The organism is Pseudomonas sp. 1L-B-1-E-C1, assembly GCF_057291835.1.
In genome coordinates this window covers 303,348-318,505 of the sequence record NZ_JBXAWN010000004.1, presented here as the reverse complement: position 1 = coordinate 318,505, position 15,158 = coordinate 303,348, and the positions used below count along the sequence as shown (strand labels likewise).

The 15,158-nt window shown below is 59.3% G+C and carries 17 protein-coding genes; 7 read left to right on the top strand and 10 right to left on the bottom strand.

The annotated features are described in order from the left end of the window. Positions 1-79: 79 nt before the first annotated feature. Positions 80-361: an HU family DNA-binding protein gene (locus AC0Z4S_RS09720; RefSeq protein ID WP_003221909.1), complete on the bottom strand. Its 282-nt coding sequence runs from the start codon at positions 359-361 to the stop codon at positions 80-82. A gap of 395 nt (positions 362-756) precedes the next feature. Between AC0Z4S_RS09720 and yejK the strand changes: the two genes are divergently transcribed. Next, complete coding sequence (yejK, locus tag AC0Z4S_RS09715; RefSeq protein WP_039759184.1) at positions 757-1,761, top strand: nucleoid-associated protein YejK; 1,005 nt, start codon at positions 757-759, stop codon at positions 1,759-1,761. Beyond that, positions 1,761-2,111: a glutaredoxin family protein gene (locus tag AC0Z4S_RS09710; protein ID WP_485622812.1), complete on the top strand. Its 351-nt coding sequence runs from the start codon at positions 1,761-1,763 to the stop codon at positions 2,109-2,111. Before yejK ends, AC0Z4S_RS09710 begins: the two co-directional genes overlap by 1 nt. An 83-nt stretch (positions 2,112-2,194) precedes the next feature. On the opposite strand, the gene AC0Z4S_RS09705 is transcribed toward AC0Z4S_RS09710, so the two are convergent. The 5 genes from AC0Z4S_RS09705 to AC0Z4S_RS09685 all read right to left on the bottom strand — a co-directional run bounded on the left by AC0Z4S_RS09705 (position 2,195) and on the right by AC0Z4S_RS09685 (position 6,172). Continuing rightward, a complete protein-coding gene (locus AC0Z4S_RS09705) occupies positions 2,195-3,130 on the bottom strand; it encodes a glutathione S-transferase family protein (protein WP_485622811.1) in 936 nt (311 codons plus the stop codon). Positions 3,131-3,214: 84 nt separating this feature from the next. Then, positions 3,215-3,517 (bottom strand): GIY-YIG nuclease family protein, encoded by a 303-nt coding sequence (locus tag AC0Z4S_RS09700; RefSeq protein WP_485622810.1) that lies wholly within the window; start codon positions 3,515-3,517, stop codon positions 3,215-3,217. Positions 3,518-3,557: 40 nt separating this feature from the next. Next, on the bottom strand, positions 3,558-4,028 hold the full coding sequence (locus AC0Z4S_RS09695; RefSeq protein WP_485622809.1) for a nuclear transport factor 2 family protein: 471 nt from the start codon (positions 4,026-4,028) through the stop codon (positions 3,558-3,560). A gap of 190 nt (positions 4,029-4,218) precedes the next feature. Next, positions 4,219-5,523, bottom strand: a complete 1,305-nt coding sequence (locus AC0Z4S_RS09690; RefSeq protein WP_485622808.1) for a CynX/NimT family MFS transporter — start codon at positions 5,521-5,523, stop codon at positions 4,219-4,221. Further along, entirely contained in the window at positions 5,513-6,172 is a 660-nt protein-coding gene (locus AC0Z4S_RS09685; RefSeq protein WP_253499267.1) for a FadR/GntR family transcriptional regulator, read from the bottom strand. The genes AC0Z4S_RS09690 and AC0Z4S_RS09685 overlap by 11 nt, the downstream gene beginning before the upstream one ends. 166 nt (positions 6,173-6,338) lie before the next feature. Between AC0Z4S_RS09685 and AC0Z4S_RS09680 the strand changes: the two genes are divergently transcribed. Then, the gene (locus AC0Z4S_RS09680) at positions 6,339-6,650 is read left to right on the top strand and encodes a type II toxin-antitoxin system MqsR family toxin (RefSeq protein WP_485622807.1); all 312 of its coding nucleotides are present in this window, start codon (positions 6,339-6,341) and stop codon (positions 6,648-6,650) included. After that, positions 6,647-7,138 (top strand): type II TA system antitoxin MqsA family protein, encoded by a 492-nt coding sequence (locus AC0Z4S_RS09675; protein WP_414870895.1) that lies wholly within the window; start codon positions 6,647-6,649, stop codon positions 7,136-7,138. Before AC0Z4S_RS09680 ends, AC0Z4S_RS09675 begins: the two co-directional genes overlap by 4 nt. Positions 7,139-7,192: 54 nt before the next feature. On the opposite strand, the gene AC0Z4S_RS09670 is transcribed toward AC0Z4S_RS09675, so the two are convergent. From AC0Z4S_RS09670 to AC0Z4S_RS09655, 4 genes are all read right to left on the bottom strand, one after another. Beyond that, positions 7,193-7,957, bottom strand: a complete 765-nt coding sequence (locus AC0Z4S_RS09670; RefSeq protein ID WP_007957337.1) for an amino acid ABC transporter ATP-binding protein — start codon at positions 7,955-7,957, stop codon at positions 7,193-7,195. Positions 7,958-7,970: 13 nt separating this feature from the next. Further along, positions 7,971-9,065, bottom strand: a complete 1,095-nt coding sequence (locus tag AC0Z4S_RS09665; RefSeq protein WP_042607719.1) for an amino acid ABC transporter permease — start codon at positions 9,063-9,065, stop codon at positions 7,971-7,973. Between the two features lie 10 nt (positions 9,066-9,075). Then, positions 9,076-10,257, bottom strand: coding sequence for an amino acid ABC transporter permease (locus tag AC0Z4S_RS09660; RefSeq protein WP_485622805.1), 1,182 nt, complete (start codon positions 10,255-10,257; stop codon positions 9,076-9,078). Between the two features lie 66 nt (positions 10,258-10,323). Beyond that, positions 10,324-11,355 carry an amino acid ABC transporter substrate-binding protein gene (locus AC0Z4S_RS09655; RefSeq protein ID WP_016771583.1) on the bottom strand — a complete coding sequence of 344 codons (1,032 nt, stop codon included), beginning with the start codon at positions 11,353-11,355 and terminating at the stop codon, positions 10,324-10,326. A 468-nt stretch (positions 11,356-11,823) separates the two neighbouring features. Between AC0Z4S_RS09655 and AC0Z4S_RS09650 the strand changes: the two genes are divergently transcribed. From AC0Z4S_RS09650 to AC0Z4S_RS09640, 3 genes are all read left to right on the top strand, one after another. After that, positions 11,824-12,480: an alpha/beta hydrolase gene (locus AC0Z4S_RS09650; protein ID WP_485622804.1), complete on the top strand. Its 657-nt coding sequence runs from the start codon at positions 11,824-11,826 to the stop codon at positions 12,478-12,480. Between the two features lie 96 nt (positions 12,481-12,576). Continuing rightward, the gene (rhlB, locus tag AC0Z4S_RS09645) at positions 12,577-14,055 is read left to right on the top strand and encodes an ATP-dependent RNA helicase RhlB (RefSeq protein ID WP_253499252.1); all 1,479 of its coding nucleotides are present in this window, start codon (positions 12,577-12,579) and stop codon (positions 14,053-14,055) included. A gap of 117 nt (positions 14,056-14,172) precedes the next feature. Beyond that, entirely contained in the window at positions 14,173-15,117 is a 945-nt protein-coding gene (locus tag AC0Z4S_RS09640) for an ornithine cyclodeaminase family protein (RefSeq protein WP_485622803.1), read from the top strand. The last annotated feature ends 41 nt before the right edge of the window (positions 15,118-15,158 follow it).

Sequence of the window (15,158 nt, the reverse complement as noted above, 5' to 3'; positions counted from 1 at the left end):
CGACTTGACCGTCAAATCACAGACACAAAAAAACCGTGCCCCGGATCACTCCGAAGCACGGTTTTTTTATCGCTGCGTCTTACTTGTTCACAGCGTCGGTCAGGCCTTTGGCCACAACCAGCTTGATCACTTTCTTTGCAGGGATTTCGATGGCAGCGCCGGTCGAAGGGTTACGGCCAGTGCGGGCAGGACGCTCGGTCACTTTCAGCTTGCCGATACCTGGCAAGGTGATTTCGCCGCCGTTTTCCAGCTGATCGGCAACGATTTGGCCCAGTTGGTCCAGAGCGTTACGCGCGGTGGTTTTCGGCGCGTCGATAGCTTCAGCGATGTCGGCGATCAGTTGGTCTTTAGTAAGAGCCATGTAGTGTTCCTTCCCTATCAAATTCATATGGATTGCAGAGTGCAGTGTCAGCCATCGAGCCCGATCTTCTGGATCTGGCACCCTCGGCGATTACCACGACGAGTCGGGTTATAGATGCCGAAATCAGGGTTTGGTTCGACCTGACAAATGCTGAATGCACGCTTAACGCAGTGACTTCGCGTAAGACCGCGCAAAACTAGCACAGCGACAAGGAAATATCCGCCTCTAGCTACCCATTTGGTCAGCTTTATTGCGCTAAATCGGTAAAAAATCGCTTAAGGCCGGGCGCGCGCCCCGGTTTTGCCGTGCAACCCGCGCCAAAACCAGTGGTTGCGGTACACTGAGCGCTTTTTCGGGGGAGCCTGCCTTCCTCCCTTCCAACAGCCGAGAAGCCCATGCCGATCCGTCATTGCATCGTCCACCTGATCGACAAAAAACCCGACGGCACGCCCGCAGTTCTGCACGCCCGTGACTCTGAACTGGCCGAGTCCGCCGCCATCGAAAACATGCTTGCCGACCTCAATGAAAGCTACAACGCCAAACAGGGCAAAGCCTGGGGCCTGTTCCATCCGGAATCCGGCGCGTTCCCCTTCAGCGGCTGGCTGAAGGAGTACATGGAAGGCGGCCGTGACTTCACCGCATTCAGCAAAGTCGCCGTCGAGCATCTGCAGAAGCTGATGGAAGAATCCAACCTGTCGGTGGGTGGCCACGTGCTGTTCGCCCACTATCAGCAAGGCATGACTGACTACCTGGCCATCGCCCTGCTGCACCACAGCGAAGGTGTGGCGGTAACCGACGAGCTCGACGTAACGCCATCGCGCCATCTGGACCTTGGCCAGTTGCATCTGGCAGCGCGGATCAACGTTTCCGAATGGCAGAACAACAAGCAGTCGAAACAGTACATCTCGTTCATCAAGGGCAAGAATGGCAAGAAGGTCTCGGAGTATTTCCGCGACTTCATCGGTTGCCAGGAAGGCGTCGACGGCCCCGGCGAAACGCGCACCCTGCTCAAGGCCTTCAGTGACTTTGTCGAAAGCGAAGACCTGCCGGAAGACTCGGCCCGCGAGAAAACCAAGACCCTGGTCGACTACGCCAGCAGCCAGGCCAAGCTCGGCGAACCGATGGGCCTTGAAGAACTGTCGGAGCTGATCGACGAAGAACGCCCGAAAGCCTTCTACGATCACATCCGCAACAAGGACTATGGCCTGTCGCCAGAGATTCCGGCGGACAAACGCACCCTCAATCAATTTCGCCGCTTCACCGGCCGCGCCGAAGGCCTGTCGATCAGCTTCGAAGCGCACCTGCTGGGCTCGAAGATCGAGTACGACGAAGAGAACGGTACCCTGATCATCAAAGGCCTGCCGACTTCGCTGACCGACCAGCTGAAGCGGCGTAACTGATGCTCGGCAATGTACTGAAAAAAGTCGCCCTGGTGCTGCTGGTGGTCGTGGTCTATCAGAACTGGGGCAAGATCGAGCGGGTATTCAATCCCTCGCAGATGGTCTCGCAGCAGACGCAGGCGCAGGCCAATGTCGTGCTCTACGCCACCGACTGGTGCGGCTACTGCAAACAGACCAAACGCTTTCTCGACAGCAAGGGCATACCGTTCAAGGAGTTTGATATCGAGAAGGATGCCGATGCGCGCAAGGCGTACGAGGCATTGGGTGGACACGGCATTCCGCTGATCGATGTGAACGGCACGTTGATTCGCGGGTTTGATCCGGACGAAATCCTCGCAGCCCTGAAATAAAATCAGGATCAAAAGATCGCAGCCTTCGGCGGCTCCTACATGAGATCGGTGTAGGAGCTGCCGAAGGCTGCGATCTTTTGCTTTTAGCGCGCTTCGATACGGAAACCAAAACGCGGAAAGTGCACATGCACCACACCGCCACGTTCGTCTTCACGGCGAATGATCAGCTCTTCACTGCCAGCAAACAGCAACTCACCCAGCACCGGATCAACCCCGTAATCCGTCGCTGCAATCGCCACTTGCTGCCCCGCTTGGAACCCGTTCGGATCAACGAACTGCTCATCCGGCAATACAGCTGGCGTCGCGTTGCGCGCTACCTCTAATGCCTCGGCGGAAGACATCTCGCTCGCCGCACCATGGCCGAAACCCAGCACCCGACCCAGCCACGCCGCAACCGCCGGATACTCATCCACCAGCGGCGCCGTCACGTGGGTCGCCTTGAGGAACCATAGCGGATGCGCCAGGGCGAAGTCGGCAATCGATGGTTCGCCAAACAGGAAGTCACCCTGCTCGCGCTGCAACTGCTGCTCCAGCCGCGCCATGATCGTCGGCCACTGGTGCTTGGCCTGCTCGGCGGACAGACGCGTGGCACTCCCACCACTGAACAACCCGGCACGGTCGGCGAGAAACGCCTTGATCGCTTCCGGCGGCAATTTGCCGAAACGCACGGCCACCGATTCCGGCTGGAATACGAGGCTCACCGCGTGTTGAAACACCACCGAGTCGGCCCACGCCGCAAAACTGGCGCTGGTCATCTCCTGGCCTTCGGGGAAGAACGCCGGCAGGGCTTTTTCCTGTTCCAGGCGTCGAGCGATCAGTGCGGTGTCGCAATAAATGTCTGCGCCAATCTGCAGCACCGGCGTCTTGCGGTAGCCGCCGGTCAGAGCGGTCAGATCCGGTTTCGGCATCACCGGCGAGATATGCACCGAGCGCCACGACAAGCCTTTGAAGCCCAGCAGCAGGCGGGCCTTCTCGGCAAATGGAGAGGTCGGGTAATGATGGAGAATCAACTCGGACATGCTCGGCTCCGCCGCTGGAAAAGTGAATGCGCAGCTTAGCGCGCATTGCCTGACAGGCCTACCGATCTGCCTGATGGGAACCAATCAGTCAGATTGATAAGAGGCGACGAGGCATTCCTTGGCGCTTTTCCTGAGTTTCTTGATCAGCCGCTCCTGACGCAGAGCATCGCTTTTGTCGCGACAACGTTCAGTGTAGACCAGCGCCATGGCCGGACTGGAGAGGAAGAACCGCGCGCCTTTGCCGCTCTGGTGCTTGGCGAAACGACGCACCGGGTCGTCGCTGATTCCGCAGTACAACGAGCCATTGGCAGCACGCACGAGGTAAACGAACCAGGATTTGCACACTGGTTCGGCAGCGTCTACGGATTTTTCGCTCAGGCTGGTCACTTCGGGATATGAACGTGTAGGAAAACAGGCGGCGATCTTATCAGCGCCCGGCCTGAAATGCCTTCAGTCCCTTGCCCGCCTGGGCCCGCACGGCGTTGCGCACCAGCGGCGTCCAGCCCAGCAGCAGGCCTTTGAAGCCCAGCGCTTGCCGCGACCAGCGCCACAGATCGAAGTGATCGTGGTGCTCGCAGATCTTGCCGTCGCGGAAGACGAAGCGCGCCTGGATATCGTTGACCACGACATTGCCGGTCTGGCTGAACAGGTAAGTCGCGACCCAATGTGCGCCACCGGTACGCTCGTCGGCGCGGACGTTGTCGAAGGTTAACGAAAAGTCTTTGGCGCGGGTGGTGAGCATGCGCCACATGTCGCCGGCATCGCGCCCGCGCAGTTCACCAAAGGCCGGATCGCTGAAGACCACGTCATCGGTGTAGCACGCGGCCATGGCGTCGGCGTCGAGGCGCTGGAAGGCCTGGTAGAAGCGGGTGATCAGGGCGCTGTGGGCTTCGCTCAAGGCAATCTCCAAAGAAATAGGTACAGATTGCCAGCACCATAATCCGCCGCGCGAAGAAACACTATCGGCAATACGCAAAACCCTTGTGGGAGCGAGCCTGCTCGCGAAGGCAATTCAACATTCAACATTCGTGTTGACTGAAATACCGATTTCGCGAGCAGGCTCGCTCCCACATTTGCAACCAGTGCATTCAGATCTTTTCGCTTTGCACCTGGACGTACAACGCGCGCCCTGCACCCAGCCCGGCAATGATCGCACCGGCGCCAATAATGCCGAAGATCCAGCCCAGCGCATTCCAGCCCCCGGTCCAGTCATGCACCACGCCCACGGCGAACGGCCCCATGGACGCCAGCGTGTAGCCAAAGCCCTGGGACATGCTCGACAGGTTTGCCGCAACATGGGAATCGCGCGAGCGCAGCACGATCAGGGTCAGGGCCAAACTGAACGTCCCGCCCTGCCCCAGCCCGAGCAGAATCGCCCAGCCCCACAGACCTTCGATCGGTGCGTACAGGCAACCGAACAGGCCCGCCAGGGTCAGCGCCATGACCACGACGATCGCTAGGCGCTGATCCTTGCCCCGGGTCGCCAGCCACGGCGCGGCCAGCGAACTGGCCAGCTGAATGATCACCGAACCGGACAGCACCAATCCGGCCTGAGTCGGTGTCAGCCCGCGCCCGATGAGGATCGACGGCAACCAGCCAAACACGATGTAGGCCAGCGACGATTGCAGGCCCATGTACAAGGTCACCTGCCAGGCCAGCGGATCACGCAGCAACCCGCGCACGCGATAGGCGACGTTGTGTGCGCCATGTTTGGAGCCGACTTGTGGCAGCCAGAAAACCGCCGCCACCAATGCCGGAATCACCCAGAAGCCCAGGCCCATCGCCCAACTGTTGCCGAAGTGTTCACTCAGCGGCACGGTCGAACCCGCCGCCATCGCCGCGCCCAGGCACAGGGCCATGGTGTAGACGCCGGTCATGGTCCCGGCGTGCTTGGCGAAGTCGCGTTTGACGATGCCCGGCAGCAGCACGCCGACGATGCCGATGCTGGCGCCGCCGAGCACACTGCCGGCGAACAGACCGATCTCACCGAAATTGCTGCGCAGGATAATCCCGCAGGCCAGCGTCAGCAGAATGCCCAACACCACCCGTTCAGCGCCGAAACGTCGCGCCAGGATCGGCGCCAGCGGCGCGAACAAGCCCAGGCACAGCACCGGCAAAGTGGTCAGCAAGCCCGCCTGCGCCGCAGACAGTCCGAGACTTCTAGAGACTTCGCTAAGCAGCGGCGCCATGCTTGACAGCGCCGGACGCAGGTTCAGCGCCACCAGAATCAGCCCGAGCAGCAACAGCCACGGGCGTTTTACCAACGGATGGCTTTGCTGCACCTGCTCGTCATCAGCCTCGGCATCGATCAGCAACTCATCCAGCTCGGGGGTGCGTTTCGACCCTGTGGATAACTCAGTGCGGGACATGGTTTTCTCGGTTTCAAGGTTCATTGATCAACTGCCTCGACAAGGCTTTGGCCCGTTCCGGGTCGCGTTGCTCGACCGCATCGAGCAAGTCGATATGCAAGTCGAACACTTCCTGACGGCGCGGGGAGATATTCAGGGTCTGGCGCAATTGCGCGCCGACGATGCTGGAGAAATAGCGATACAGCTCGCTGAGGGTCGGGTTGTGCGCGGCGTCGACCAGACGCCGATGGAACACCAGATCGCAGGCGATGTAGGTGTCGAGATCGCCGTGGTAGTGGCTGCCGCTGGTGCCGAGCGCTTCACGCAGCGCCGCCAGATCCTCATCGGTACGACGCAACGCCGCCAGGCCAATGGCCTCGACTTCAAGGATGTGCCGGGTCTCCCGGGCCTGCTCCAGGGAACAGCGGGACAACGCTTTCAGCGTATCCAGCGGATCGACCACTGCACGCAGATAACTGCCGTCGCCCTGGCGAATTTCGATCAGCCCGGAAAACGCCAGGACGCGCATCGCTTCGCGCACCGTGTTGCGGCTGATGCCCAGCTCGGCGCATAGCTCAGGCTCCGTCGGTAGCCGCTCTCCGACCTGCCACGCACCGCTGTTGATGCGCTGACGCAGTTGGTCCAGCGCCTGATCGACCAGGGATCGCTTGATCAAAGGGAAAATTTCGGACATGAGCCTCGCCTTTTCATCCAATCATAGGATGAATTTTCCGACATGTTAGTCAGACCCATGTAGGACGGCAACCACCTAGGGTCAATCGGAGACACATGGAGCGGCATTTTCGATTGGTCAAAATTACCCTTTAAGGGTAATTTCAGGGACAGGGTTTGGGCTTCTTATGGAAAAGAACACACCCCATTACGACTTGGCGGTGATCAAGGCGGACGTCAGACGACTTGGCAGACAAGCTTTCACCAAGACCGCGGAAAAAACCGGTCTCGACCTCGGTTTTAGCTTCACAGAAATGCAGGAGATCATTTTCGAGTTGCAGAACTGGATGTTGTACAAATCGATGACCACCTATGACGATCACCGAGTCTGGCAGGACGTGTATCACATCAACTCAAAAGGCCTGGAGATTTACATCAAGGTGACATACCGCCCTGCCGGCGGAGCACCGGTAATCTCCTTCAAGGAGAAAAACCCATGAAAACCCGGCAATGTTTCAGCTGTGGTGCCCGTGAGGGAATGAGGCATTTCGAGGGTCGCGGTGAGACCCTGAGTGTCAAAGGCATGGAGCGCCGCGTAGATGATCTTGCTGGCTGGGAATGCCGGCAGTGCGGGGAGGTCGAGTGGGATGACAGCACCGATAGCGCTGATCGTTACACGGAAGCGGGCGATGAACTGGTCATCGCTGCTCGGCAAATGATCGGTTCCGAGATGAAGCGCATCCGGCGCAAATTGCACTTAACGCAAAAAGAGACGGTGCAACTGCTGTCAGGTGGAGGCCACAACGCATTTTCAAGGTACGAACGAGGCGAATTGCTGCCGCCAAAGGCGTTGATGCTTTTGATGCGGTTGCTGGATCGTTACCCGCACTTGCTTGCCGATGCGAAAGTCTTGGCCGAAGGAGCTGACTTGAGAGGTGCGTTCAAGTACACCATCCACAAAGAACACGAAACCCTGACCGTATCCTGACCCACAAAAAAACAAACCCGGCACAAGGCCGGGTTCGTTTTTACCCACAAACCATCAATGCAAAATCTGACTCAAGAACAACTTGGTCCGATCATTCTGCGGATTGTCGAAGAAGTCGTTCGGCGCCGCCTGTTCAACGATTTCGCCCTTGTCCATGAAGATCACGCGATTGGCCACGGTGCGGGCGAAGCCCATTTCGTGGGTCACGCAGAGCATGGTCATGCCGTCTTCGGCCAGACCGATCATGGTGTCCAGCACTTCCTTCACCATCTCCGGATCGAGTGCTGAAGTCGGTTCGTCGAACAGCATGATTTTCGGCTTCATGCACAGGGCGCGGGCGATCGCCACACGCTGTTGCTGACCGCCGGACAGTTGCCCCGGATACTTGTGCGCCTGCTCCGGAATGCGTACGCGCTCCAGGTAATGCATGGCGATTTCCTCGGCCTTGCGCTTGGGCATCTTGCGCACCCACATCGGCGCCAGGGTGCAGTTCTGCAATATGGTCAGGTGCGGGAACAGGTTGAAGTGCTGGAACACCATGCCGACTTCGCGGCGGATCGCTTCGATCTGCTTGAGGTCGTTGGTCAGTTCCACGCCATCGACGACGATGCGGCCCTGCTGGTGTTCTTCCAGACGATTCAGGCAACGGATCGTGGTGGATTTACCGGAACCCGACGGGCCGCACAGCACGATGCGCTCGCCCTGCCTGACGTTGAGGTTGATGTCTTTGAGTACGTGAAACTGGCCGTACCACTTGTTCACGCCCTGCATCTGGATGATGCCTTCCGGACCCACAGGCTTTTTGATTGCTTCGCTCATTTACAGAGAACTCCTAACGCTTGTGGCCAGTGTCGAGCTTGCGTTCCAGATGCATGGAATAGCGCGACATACCAAAACAGAAAATCCAGAACACCAGGGCGGCGAACACGTAGCCTTCAGTGGCCATGCCCAGCCATTTCGGGTCGGCGGCGGCTTGCTTGACGCTGTTGAGCAGGTCGAACAGGCCGATGATGATCACCAGGCTGGTGTCCTTGAACAGCGCAATGAACGTGTTGACGATGCCCGGGATTACCAGCTTCAGGGCTTGCGGCAGAATCACCAGGCCCATCGAACGCCAGTAACCGAGGCCCATCGCCGCAGCCGCTTCGTACTGCCCTTTGGGAATCGCTTGCAGACCGCCGCGCACCACTTCGGCGACGTATGCCGACTGGAAGAGGATCACGCCGATCAGCGCCCGCAGCAGTTTGTCGAAGTTCATGCCTTCGGGCAGGAACAGCGGCAGCATGACCGAGGACATGAACAACACCGTGATCAACGGCACGCCGCGCCAGAACTCGATGAAGGTCACGCAGACCACACGAATCGCCGGCATGTTCGAACGCCGTCCCAGCGCCAGCACGATACCCAGCGGCAACGCCCCGGCGATGCCGACGGTGGCAATCACCAGGGTCAGCATGAGCCCGCCCCACTGGCTGGTCGGCACGGTGGTCAGACCGAAACCGCCGTGCAGCAAGGTGAAGGCGATGATCGGGTACAGCACCAGGAAGCTCAGGCCATAGACCGCTTTACGCGGCATGCGCGAGATGAACAGCGGTGCTGCGCCGATGACCGCCAGCCACACGGTCAGGTCGACGCGCCAGCGCAGTTCGGTCGGATAATAGCCGTACATGAACTGGCCGAACCGCTGCTGGATGAACACCCAGCAGGCGCCTTCCTTGGTGCAGTCGGCGCGGGTGGTGCCGACCCAGTTGGCATCGACGATGGCCCAACTGAGGATCGGAGGTACCACCAGATAAATCAGGTAGAACGCAAACAGCGTCAGCAGGGTGTTGAGCCAACTGGAGAACATGTTCGCGCGCATCCACGCCACCACGCCGATGCTGCTGTTGGGTGGAGGCATGTCGGGTTTGAAAGTATGAGTACTCATGCGCTTTTCCTTACCGCTCGATCAGCGCAATGCGCTTGTTGTACCAGTTCATCAGCAGGGAAATGCTGATACTGATCGCCAGGTACACGCTCATGGTGATGGCAATCACTTCGATGGCCTGCCCGGTCTGGTTGAGCACGGTGCCAGCGAACAGCGACACCATCTCCGGATAACCGATACCGGCGGCCAGCGAAGAGTTTTTCGCCAGGTTGAGGTATTGGCTGGTCAGCGGCGGAATGATCACGCGCAGGGCTTGCGGGATGATCACCTTGCGCAGGGTCGGGCCGTTGCGCAGGCCGAGGGAACGCGCCGCTTCGGTCTGGCCATGGCTGACCGACTTGATCCCGGAACGCACGATCTCGGCAATGAACGCTGCGGTGTACACCGTGAGTGCGAGGGTCAAGGCCAGCAGTTCCGGGATCAGCACCCAGCCGCCGACAAAGTTGAAGCCCTTGAGCTCAGGCATTTCCCAATGCAGCGGAGCACCGAAGATCAGCGCGGATAGGGTCGGGATCACCAGCAGAATCGCCAGGCCGGCCCAGAACTTGTGGAACGGCACGCCGGTTTCTTCGAAACGCTTGTTGGCCCAGCGGCACATCAGCACGATGCCGACGATCGCCAGCACGATACTGACCACGAACGCCCCGAAGCCGTCAGCTGCGAGTGCGGCCGGCATGTTCAGGCCACGGCTGCTGACGAAGAAGGTGTCGCCGAAGTTGTGGCTGTTGCGCGGTCCTGGCATGGTCAGGAACACCGCGAAGTACCAGAACAGGATCTGCAGCAGTGGCGGAATGTTGCGGAACACTTCCACATACACCGTCGCCAGTTTGGCGATGATCCAGTTCTGCGACAGCCGCGCCACGCCGACGATGAAACCGAGAATCGTCGCCAGAATCACGCCGATAAAGGTCACCAGGAGGGTGTTGAGCAGGCCGATGACAAACACCCGGGCGTAGCTGTCCGCTTCGGTGTAGTCGATCAGGTGTTGAGCGATGCCGAACCCGGCACTGCGCTCCAGAAAGCTGAAGCCGGAGGTGATGCCCCGGTGCTGAAGGTTGGTTTGCGTATTGTCGAACAGGTACCAGCCAAGCGAGACCACCGCCACAACTGTGATGATCTGGAATAGCCACGCACGCACTCGTGGATCGCTGAGGCTGAGCCTCTGCTTTGGTGCGCCGATAGAATTTTGCATGAAGTGCCCCGAAAGAAATGGAACAAGAACATCACCCGGCGGTTGGCCCGCCGGGTGATAGAACCATTAGCGCACTGGTGGTGCGTACTGAATGCCGCCGTTGTTCCACAGGGCGTTCAGGCCACGGTCGATTTCCAGCGGAGTGCTCTTGCCGAGGTTTTTCTCGAAGATTTCACCGTAGTTGCCGACTTGCTTGACGATCTGCACGACCCAGTCTTTCGGCAGTTTCAGGTCTTTGCCGTACTCGCCGTCAGCGCCGAGCATACGGGCCACGTCCGGGTTCTTGGTCGACTTGGCTTCAGCTTCGACGTTCTTCGAAGTGATGCCGGCTTCTTCGGCATTGAGCAGCGCGTAGCCAACCCAACGCACGATCGCCAGCCACTCGTCGTCACCGTTACGTACGACCGGGCCCAGTGGTTCCTTGGAAATGGTTTCCGGCAGAACCACGTAGTCCTTCGGCGAGGCCAGCTTGCTGCGCTGGGCGAACAGCTGGGACTTGTCGGAGGTCAGCACGTCGCAACGACCGGATTCCAGCGACTTGGCGCTTTCATCGGAGGTGTCGAAGGTGATCGGGGTGTATTTCAGACCGTTGCCACGGAAGTAGTCGGAAACGTTCAGTTCGGTGGTGGTACCGGCCTGGATGCAAATGGTAGCGCCGTCGAGCTCTTTGGCACTTTTCACGCCCAGCTTGTTGTTCACCAGAAAGCCGATGCCGTCGTAGTAGGTGATGAAGCCCGGGAATTTCAGGCCCATGCCCGCGTCACGGGAGCTGGTCATGGTGGTGTTGCGCGACAGGATGTCGATCTCGCCCGATTGCAGCGCGGTGAAGCGCTCCTTGGCGTTCAACTGGCTGAACTTGACCTTGTTGGCATCGCCGAAAACGGCTGCGGCCACAGCGCGGCAGACGTCGGCGTCGATGCCGAGGATCTTGCCGGTCGCATCCGGTACCGAGAAGCCCGGCAGGCCGTCGCTCACGCCACACTGCACGAAACCTTTTTTCTGTACCGCATCCAGGGTTGCACCCGCCTGAGCGAACCCGCTGACGCCGAGTACTGCTGCAGCAGTCACGACCGCCAGAGTGGATTTCAACATCTTCATTCAAACCTCCAGTTTTGCTCTTGTTGTGTCGGAGCTTGAGCCCTGTCGCACCCTTTTGAGGCGTTGTTGACCCGTGTTGGCTTTTTTTGGGGTCAACCGACGTAAGACCTTCGCTATGAGTCTAGTAGGAGAAAATCCACATCATGGATCACTCACTTCTCACCAATCGGCCGAACGGGCTGTAGCCCTTTCACGTTCGCTAAGCCCGTAGCGGCCATTGGCGAACATCCATCACCGGATTCGTTGCTGTCCCATCGCGCGACGTAGACTGATAGTGTTACCGACACGCGTAGGACGCTTCGTACGGAATCCTCCATAGCAAAGGCCGTACCACACCGCTTGCCAAAGTGAATGCGCGACACGTCAATAGCTAAACTTGTAACCTTGCGACAACTTGTTAACGGATCAGCCGGGCGCGCACTTTCATCACGCACTCAATGAGAGCGCCCGCACATTTTTGGAGCAGACATGACCGAGCCCTTGATTCTTCAGCCTGTCAAGCCCGCAGATGCCTGCGTAATCTGGCTGCACGGCCTCGGCGCCGACCGCTACGACTTCCTGCCGGTTGCCGAGGCGCTGCAGGAAACTCTGCTGAGCACACGTTTTGTGCTGCCCCAGGCACCCACCCTTCCAGTGACGATAAATGGCGGATATGCCATGCCCAGCTGGTACGACATTAAAGCGATGAGCCCGGCGCGGGCGATTGACCGTGACCAGTTGGAAGCGTCGGCAGATCGCATCATCGAACTGATCGAAGGCGAGCGCGCCAGCGGAATAGACGCCTCGCGGATTTTTCTTGCCGGGTTTTCCCAGGGCGGTGCGGTGGTGCTGCATACCGCATTTGTGAAATGGCAGGGGCCGTTGGGTGGGGTGCTGGCGTTGTCGACTTACGCACCGACTTTCAGCGATGAAATGGAATTATCCGCCAGTCAGCAGCGCATTCCGGTGCTCTCACTGCATGGCCAGTTCGATAACGTGGTACAGAACTCGATGGGCCGCAGCGCTTACGAGCATTTGAAGAAGCATGGTGTCACCGTGACATGGCAGGAATACCCAATGGAGCACGAAGTGTTACCTGAAGAGATTCGCGACATCGGCGCCTGGTTGAGCGAACGTCTGCGCTGATTGGCGACCAATCCCTGCCCTTTGATCCCTCCTACTACGCCGCGCCCGATTCTTGCATTACACTGGCCGGCGTACATTCCTTAACCAATTGATGAGATGACCGTGCTCAAAGCACTCAAGAAGATGTTCGGTAAAAGCGAGGCTGAGCAGCTCGCGCCAGTTTCCAGCGCGCCGTCGCACGCCCCCGGTCATCGCACCGATGCCCCGCAGGCCGACCGCCCCGCTCCCGCAGCCACACCGAAGCCAGAAGAAAAACCCGCTACGGCCGCGCCAATTGCCGTCGAGCCTGCGCGCAGCGAAGCGCCGAAACCGGCCAGACCGCGTCGCGAACCGAAGCCCAAGGCACCGGTAATTCCATGGAAACTCGAAGACTTCGTCGTCGAGCCACAGGAAGGCAAAACCCGCTTTCACGATTTCAAGCTTGCTCCGGAACTGATGCACGCCATCCAGGACCTGGGCTTTCCGTATTGCACGCCGATCCAGGCGCAGGTGCTGGGCTTCACCCTCGCCGGCAAAGACGCCATCGGCCGCGCGCAGACCGGCACCGGCAAGACCGCCGCGTTCCTGATCTCGATCATCACCCAATTGCTGCAGACGCCGCCGCCGAAAGAGCGCTACATGGGCGAACCGCGCGCACTGATCATCGCGCCGACCCGCGAGCTGGTGGTGCAGATCGCCAAGGACGCCGCTGACCTGACCAAGTACACCGGCCTCAACGTGATGACATTCGTCGGTGGCATGGACTTCGACAAACAGCTCAAGCACCTCGAAGCGCGCCATTGCGACATTCTCGTTGCGACACCGGGCCGCTTGCTCGACTTCAACCAGCGCGGCGACGTGCACCTGGACATGGTCGAAGTAATGGTGCTGGACGAAGCCGACCGCATGCTCGACATGGGATTCATCCCGCAAGTGCGACAGATCATTCGCCAGACCCCGCCGAAGTCCGAGCGCCAGACCCTGCTGTTTTCCGCGACCTTCACCGAAGACGTAATGAACCTCGCCAAGCAATGGACCACCGACCCGGCCATTGTCGAAATCGAAATCACCAACGTCGCCAACGAGAACGTCGAGCAGCACATCTACGCCGTGGCCGCAGCCGACAAATACAAACTGCTCTACAACCTGGTCAACGACAACGGTTGGGAGCGGGTCATCGTCTTTGCCAACCGCAAGGACGAAGTGCGCCGTATCGAAGAGCGCCTGGTGCGTGACGGCATCAACGCCGCGCAGTTGTCCGGCGACGTGCCGCAGCACAAGCGCATCAAGACCCTGGAAGGTTTCCGCGAAGGCAAGATTCGCGTGCTGGTGGCCACCGATGTCGCCGGTCGCGGTATTCACATCGACGGCATCAGCCACGTGATCAATTTCACCCTGCCGGAAGTGCCGGACGACTACGTGCACCGCATCGGCCGTACCGGTCGCGCGGGCGCTGACGGTGTTTCGATCAGCTTCGCCGGTGAAGACGACTCCTATCAGTTGCCGTCCATCGAAGAAAAGCTTGGTCGCAAAATCAGCTGCGAAACGCCGCCGACGCATCTGCTGCGCGCAGTTGAGCGCAAGCGCCCGCAGTGAAGCGCAAGAAATGAAAAAGCGCAGCCGGAAACGGACTGCGCTTTTTTTTTGCCTGACGGTTGCCCAACAAAACTAAAAGTCCATAATGGAAAAATAAGTTTAGGTTTGGAGCGCGAAATGTCCAGTACGCCGTATGTGATCGATCAAGCCCACGCCCGTGAACTGCTGGCCCGAATCGATGTGCCGCAGATCCTGCGCCAGCTGTTTCGCGATCTCGCCTGCGGTAACGCCGTGCAGCCAGCTCAGCAATTGGTGGAGTTTCCGCAAGGTGCCGGCGATTTCATCAATTATCTGGGCGTGCTGGCCAAGGACGGCGTATACGGCATGAAAACTTCGCCGTACATCGTTCGTGATCAGGGTGCGCTGGTGACAGCGTGGACACTGTTGATGTCGATGAAAACCGGTCAGCCGCTGCTGCTCTGCGATGCCGGTGAGCTGACCACCGCCCGCACCGCCGCGACCACGGCTGTAGCGGTTGACGCTCTCGCGCCGTTGAATGCCAAACGACTGGCGATCATTGGCAGTGGCAAGGTTGCTCAGGCGCATCTGCACTACGTGAATTCGTTGCGCGACTGGCAGAGCATCAGCGTGTACTCGCCGTCGCTGCTGGAAGATCCTGAGACACAGGCCGTGTTGAGGACCACCGCGCCGCAACTGAAGATTGCCGACAGCCGCGAGACCGCTATCGCCGAAGCTGACGTGATCATGCTCTGCACCTCGTCTGCCGGGCCGGTGATCGATCCTGCCGAATTGAGCAAACCGGCGCTGATCACCTCGATCAGCACCAACGCCCCCCGCGCACATGAAGTGCCGCCGGGCAGCCTCAACGACATGCAGGTGTTCTGCGACTATCGTCAGACCACGCCAGGGTCGGCGGGTGAGATGTTGATTGCCGCTGAGCAGCATGGATGGCACAAGGAATCGATTGTGGGCGATCTGGCGGATTTGCTCAGCGACAAAGTCCCGCGCCCTGATTACCAGCGGCATGTGTTTTTCCGCTCGATCGGTTTGGGCCTGGAAGACATTGCCTTGGCCAATGCGGTTTATCACCTGCACCACTGACACCACACATCCCCTGTAGGAGCTGCCGAAGGCTGCGATCT